We start from the raw sequence: 5,023 nt of genomic DNA, 5'->3' as shown, positions 1-5,023 counted from the left end.
ACATTGGTGGGCCCCGCGTCCGTGTCCGGGTCGAAGACCGTTGCGTAGCGGCCCGCTACCTCGGTGATCTCTCCGGCGGCCAGGTCATCCGCGACACCGCCGAGAAGCTGTGGAACCTGCCCAAGAAGGGCGACGGCGTGCGGTTCTACGTCTTCGACGGCATCGGCAATCCGGCCGCGTTCAAGCGGGAGTACCGCCAGGCGCTCGATCAGCTGCCCCTCGAGGGCGCCGAGGTCGAGCGGGTCCTCGACGAGGCTCGTCTCGCTTTCACTATGAACACCAACCTGTTCGGTGAACTCGGTGCGGAATTCAGCGCGCGGAACTGAAGACTCGCAACGCGCGAGGCCGCCGATCCGGTAATCCAGCGGGGTCGGCGGCCTCGTCTACTGTCGGCCCCGTCCGTCGGGGGCGGGGTCGGCGGCTCTTGCACTCACGCGGCCGGTGAGTTGCCATGGAGGGTATGAGTTTTGCGTTGCTGGTGAGTTTCATCGGGTTGTGCGTGCTGCTGGCGCTCACGCCGGGGCCGGATACCTTTCTGGTGCTGCGATTCTCGATGGCGGGATCGCGACGGGGGGTCGCGGCGGCCGTGGGGTCGGCGTTCGGCGGGATCGTGTGGGCGACCGTGGTGGCCGCCGGTGTCGCGGCGTTGCTCGAGCAGTCGGCGACCGCGTACCGGACGTTGAAGGTGATCGGCGGGATCTACCTGGTGTACCTGGGGGTTCGGGCCTTGCTCGCGCACCGGCGCGGGCACGCGACCGAGGCGGCGGACGAGCCGGTGCCGCAGGGGAAGCCGGTGACCATTCGCTCGGCATTCGCTGCCGGATTGCTGTCCTGCATTTTCAATCCGAAGGTGGGTCTGTTCTATCTCGCGGTGCTGCCGCAGTTCCTGACCCACGTGACATTCGTGAACACACTCACCCTCGGCGCGATCGAATCCAGTGTCGCCGCAATCGAAATGGTGCTGCTGGCGGTGGCGGCCGCACGGGCGGTGGCGCTGTTGAAGCGGCCGAAGGTGCGGGCCGGGCTGGAACAGGCGAGCGCGGCGATTCTGGCGGCGCTCGGCCTGGGGACGGCGGCCTCAGCCGCGACGTAGCTCAGTCCGGATCCGAGCGGGCTCAGTCGGCTATCTCGGCGCGGTGGTAGACGCCGTTGTAGTAGACCAGCGGGCCGACCGCGGGGGAATCCTCGGTGTTGTCGTGCACCTGGGTGACCAGGCCGATGACCAGCGTGTGATCGCCGATCGGGAGCAGCTGATGGACCGTGGCGCGCACCCAGATCGGGGTGCCGTGCAGGACGGGCTCGCCGGTGCCGAGCGTGGTCCACAGCGAACGGTCGGTGAAGCGGTCCTCGGCGGCGCGGCTGAAGCGCTGGGCCAGATGCTTCTGATGCTCGCCCAGGAAGTGCACGACCACCGATTCGGCCCGCAGCATGGCCTCGATGCTGGAGGAGGTCTCGGCGATATTGAACGAGATGAGCGGCGGCTGCGCGGAGAGCGAGGCGAACGAGGTGGCGGTGAAACCGACCGGACCGTGCTCCGAGTTCAGGGTGACGATGGTGACGCCCGCCGGATAGTGCCGCATCGCGGCGCGATATTGCTGCGCGGTAATGCCGCTCAGATCGTCGGGCACGTGTAGCTCGGTGCCGGGCGTCGGTGAATCACTCACGTCACGAAACTACGTGGTCGGCCGCCCGGTTATTCCACGCTGTAAGAAATCGCTCAGTTGCCCGGCTCAATCCACGTCGATGGCCAGCCCCGCGGTGATCCGCACCAGCTCCCCGAAGGTCGTGCGGAACACCGTGTTCGGATGCCCGCCCGCCGCCCACAACTCCCGATGCTGCGCCAGCGCGTTGTCGATGAAGGTGGGCAGATTGGTGGGATGCCCGAGCGGGGCGACTCCGCCGATCGGCTGCCCGGTCACCTCGCGGACCATTGCCGCGGGTGCGCGGCTGAGCGTGCCCTCGAGTCGCTTGCCGGTGCGTTCGAGGTGCACCTGGTGCGCACCGGAGACCAGCAGCAGGACCGGATCGTCGTCGAGCAGGAACACCAGCGATTTCGTGATCGCCCCGACGGTGACGCCGAGCGCCTCGGCGGCTTCCTGCGCGGTGTTGGTGGGACTGGGCTGAGTGATGATCACCCCGTGATGGCCGCGTGCGATCAAGGTGTCGGAAACCTTCGACGCGACGGGTGGCAGCGACCTGCGCATGGCAACCAGGGTAGAGCGATTGCGGTGGATGTGCCGGGGATCAGTACTCGGGATAGCCCTCCTCCGGTCCGAGCAGCGCTCGGATGCGGGCCCGGACGACCGGTCTCAGCTCGTCGATCGTGTGCTCCGAAACCTGCTCGTGCACACAGGAATCGAACACCCGGTCCAGATCGACCGGCGACAGCGCGTGCAGTTCCGCCTCGGCGGCGGTCTGCAACGCGGCGTGACCCGGGTAGGGGCGGCCGTCGGCGATCTTCTGTGCCCAGGTGACATTGCAGCAGCATTCGTACAGGGCGTGGATGGCGCGGACGCGCGAGAGGGAATTGAACCGGTCGAGGCCGATTCCGTGATGTATCGACATCATGCCTCACAAACGGGAAGCGCTGATTGTGCGGACCCGATAATCGTGCGTCCGCAAGCGGGCGTAAGGCACTGGGACGCAGCAGATTTAGCACAGGATTTACACCGCCCCGCCGGGGCTCCCGCACCCCCGATACGCTGGACCGATGACCGAATGGAAGGCTTTCGAGGTCGAAAGCAAGGACCACATCGCCCAGGTGACGCTCACCGGTCCCGGCAAGGGCAATGCCATGGGCCCCGACTTCTGGCGTGAGCTGCCGATCATCTTCGGCGAACTCGACGCCGACCCGGACGTCCGCGCCATCGTGCTCACCGGCTCCGGTAAGCACTTCTCCTACGGCCTGGACCTGCCGGCCATGAGCCCGCTGTTCGGCCCGCTGCTGGCCGACAAGGCCCTGGCCGCGCCGCGCACCGAATTCCTCAAGAACGTGCGCGGCATGCAGGACTCGGTCACCGCGGTCGCCGACTGCACCAAGCCGGTCATCGCCGCCGTCTCGGGCTGGTGCATCGGCGGCGGGCTCGACCTGATCGCGGCCGCGGACGTGCGCCTGGCCAGTGCCGACGCCAAGTTCAGCCTCCGCGAGGCCAAGGTCGCCATCGTCGCCGATATCGGTTCGCTGCACCGGCTGCCGGGCATCATCGGCGAGGGACACCTGCGCGAACTCGCCTACACCGGCAAGGACATCGACGCCGCGCGCGCGGAGAAGATCGGGCTGATCAACGACGTGTACGCGGATCAGGAGGCCGTGCTGGACGCCGCGCACGCGCTGGCCCGTGAGATCGCGGTCAACCCGCCGCTGGTCGTGCAGGGCATCAAGGACGTGCTCGATCAGCCCAAGCGCGGCAAGGTCGCCGACGGACTGCGCTATGTGTCGGTGTGGAACTCGGCGTTCCTGCCGTCGGAGGATCTGACCGAGGCGATCCAGGCGGTCTTCGAGAAGCGCGACCCGAACTTCAAGGGGAAGTAGCTGCTCTTGTAGCAGCTGAAAAGGACGTCACACCTCCGGTTCTGTGCAGCATTCTCGGTACCGGCGAATGACGGTCGTTTCGTGTTGTGCCCGTTGCGGATTCAACACCGAGTCCTGACCGTAGCGAGTCTTATTTCTCGAGTTCGCCGGGCCTAGGATCGATTTCATCGAAGTGACGGGGCGGTGGGGAGAACCGCCCTCGACTGGGGGAAGAAATCATGATCAAGCGAATTCTCGCTGCCACCGTACTGACCGGAGGACTCGCGGCCGGTGCGGTCGGAATCGGGGCGGGCGCCGCGTCCGCGGACTACTGGGCAAGCTATTACTACCTGTCGGATTGCCAGTACAACGGCTACAACGTCAACGACTGGTCCTACTGGCATTACGACCACTACCGCTGCGACTACAACAGCTCGAGCGGGATGTGGGATCTGATCGTGTGGTGAGGAGCCCGCCCGGAACATGAAGGGGTGGTGCGGATTTCCGCACCACCCCTTCATCGTGTCCGGCTCAGTGGCCGCCCTGCTCCTTCAGCCGGGCGTACGCCTCGTCGACCAGCTTCTCGGCCTTCTCACGGCCTTCCCAGCCCTCGACCTTGACCCACTTGCCGGGCTCCAGGTCCTTGTAGCGCTCGAAGAAGTGCGCGATCTCCTTGCGCTGGAACTCCGGGATGTCCTCGACGTCCTGGATGTGATCCCAGCGCTTGTCCTTGTTCGGGACCGCGACCAGCTTCTCGTCGGTGCCGGCCTCGTCGCTCATGATCAGCACGCCGACCGGACGGGCCTCGACCAGCACACCCGGGTACACGGGCTCGGGCAGCAGCACCATGCAGTCCAGCGGGTCGCCGTCGCCGCCGAGGGTGTTCTCGATGTAGCCGTAGTCGGCCGGGTACATCATCGGCGTGTAGAGGTAGCGGTCCAGCCGCACGCGTCCGGTCTCGTGGTCGACCTCGTACTTGTTGCGCTGACCCCGGGGGATCTCGATGGTGACGTCGAACTCCACGTCATCTCCTTCTGTGGGCGGTAGGGCTGCCGACTCGCCAGCTCGTTCGGGGGAACGACTGCGCAACGAGGATAGTGTGGACCGCGAGTGTGTGGGTTCGGCGGGACGTCCCGGGGCCGGCGAGCAGTAGCCATGGCCCCACCACAGGTATCAGGAGACAGCGGCAGGTGTTTGGTCGGAGCAAGCAGAACGTCGGTGGTCTGGAGGCCAAGCGTCGGCGCAGAACCTGGATCCTGGTGTCGTTGGTGCTGGTCGTGGTTCTGGCGGCGGCCGGGTCGGTGGCCCTGATCCTGAAGCCGTGGACCGAGGAATTCCGGCACGGGGGATTGACGATCGCCGCTCCGCCCGCACCCGTGAAGCCGATCCCGCAGGTCGCGCCCGCGCCGGTGACCGCGCCCGCGGCCACCGCCTCCGGCTTGGCGGCCGCGCTCGCGGAAGGGGTGGCGATGGCTTTGACGTACACACAGGCAAAGGTTCTGGGCGTTCTGG

At 66.7% G+C, this 5,023-nt stretch carries 8 protein-coding genes and 1 pseudogene; 5 read left to right on the top strand and 4 right to left on the bottom strand.

What is annotated here, in order from left to right; genetic code table 11:
* Together ACWELQ_RS37765 and ACWELQ_RS37760 are read left to right on the top strand one after the other, a co-directional pair.
* Positions 1-326: biliverdin-producing heme oxygenase (locus ACWELQ_RS37765; protein WP_452401808.1), on the top strand; the 326-nt coding region annotated here is incomplete at its 5' end.
* Between the two features lie 134 nt (positions 327-460).
* Complete coding sequence (locus ACWELQ_RS37760) at positions 461-1,093, top strand: LysE family translocator (RefSeq protein WP_452401807.1); 633 nt, start codon at positions 461-463, stop codon at positions 1,091-1,093.
* A 22-nt stretch (positions 1,094-1,115) separates the two neighbouring features.
* On the opposite strand, the gene ACWELQ_RS37755 is transcribed toward ACWELQ_RS37760, so the two are convergent.
* The 3 genes from ACWELQ_RS37755 to ACWELQ_RS37745 all read right to left on the bottom strand — a co-directional run bounded on the left by ACWELQ_RS37755 (position 1,116) and on the right by ACWELQ_RS37745 (position 2,568).
* Positions 1,116-1,664: a flavin reductase family protein gene (locus tag ACWELQ_RS37755; RefSeq protein WP_452401806.1), complete on the bottom strand. Its 549-nt coding sequence runs from the start codon at positions 1,662-1,664 to the stop codon at positions 1,116-1,118.
* Positions 1,665-1,730: 66 nt separating this feature from the next.
* Positions 1,731-2,204 (bottom strand): YbaK/EbsC family protein, encoded by a 474-nt coding sequence (locus ACWELQ_RS37750; RefSeq protein ID WP_452401805.1) that lies wholly within the window; start codon positions 2,202-2,204, stop codon positions 1,731-1,733.
* Positions 2,205-2,244: 40 nt separating this feature from the next.
* The gene (locus tag ACWELQ_RS37745; protein WP_452401804.1) at positions 2,245-2,568 is read right to left on the bottom strand and encodes a 2-oxo-4-hydroxy-4-carboxy-5-ureidoimidazoline decarboxylase; all 324 of its coding nucleotides are present in this window, start codon (positions 2,566-2,568) and stop codon (positions 2,245-2,247) included.
* Positions 2,569-2,710: 142 nt separating this feature from the next.
* Here ACWELQ_RS37745 and ACWELQ_RS37740 point away from each other — a divergent pair, with 142 nt between their 5' ends.
* Entirely contained in the window at positions 2,711-3,532 is an 822-nt protein-coding gene (locus ACWELQ_RS37740) for a crotonase/enoyl-CoA hydratase family protein (RefSeq protein ID WP_452401803.1), read from the top strand.
* A 218-nt stretch (positions 3,533-3,750) separates the two neighbouring features.
* Positions 3,751-3,978, top strand: a complete 228-nt coding sequence (locus ACWELQ_RS37735) for a hypothetical protein (protein WP_452401802.1) — start codon at positions 3,751-3,753, stop codon at positions 3,976-3,978.
* Between the two features lie 64 nt (positions 3,979-4,042).
* Here ACWELQ_RS37735 and ppa read toward each other — a convergent pair whose 3' ends face one another.
* Positions 4,043-4,534, bottom strand: a complete 492-nt coding sequence (gene ppa / locus ACWELQ_RS37730; protein WP_120735109.1) for an inorganic diphosphatase — start codon at positions 4,532-4,534, stop codon at positions 4,043-4,045.
* A gap of 167 nt (positions 4,535-4,701) precedes the next feature.
* Here ppa and ACWELQ_RS37725 point away from each other — a divergent pair.
* Positions 4,702-5,023, top strand: a pseudogene (locus tag ACWELQ_RS37725) (hypothetical protein); the annotation flags it as partial.

It is taken from the genome of Nocardia sp. NPDC004722 (assembly GCF_053601505.1).
The sequence above is the reverse complement of the archived record's forward strand: the minus strand, read 5'-3'. Positions and strand labels throughout refer to the sequence as shown.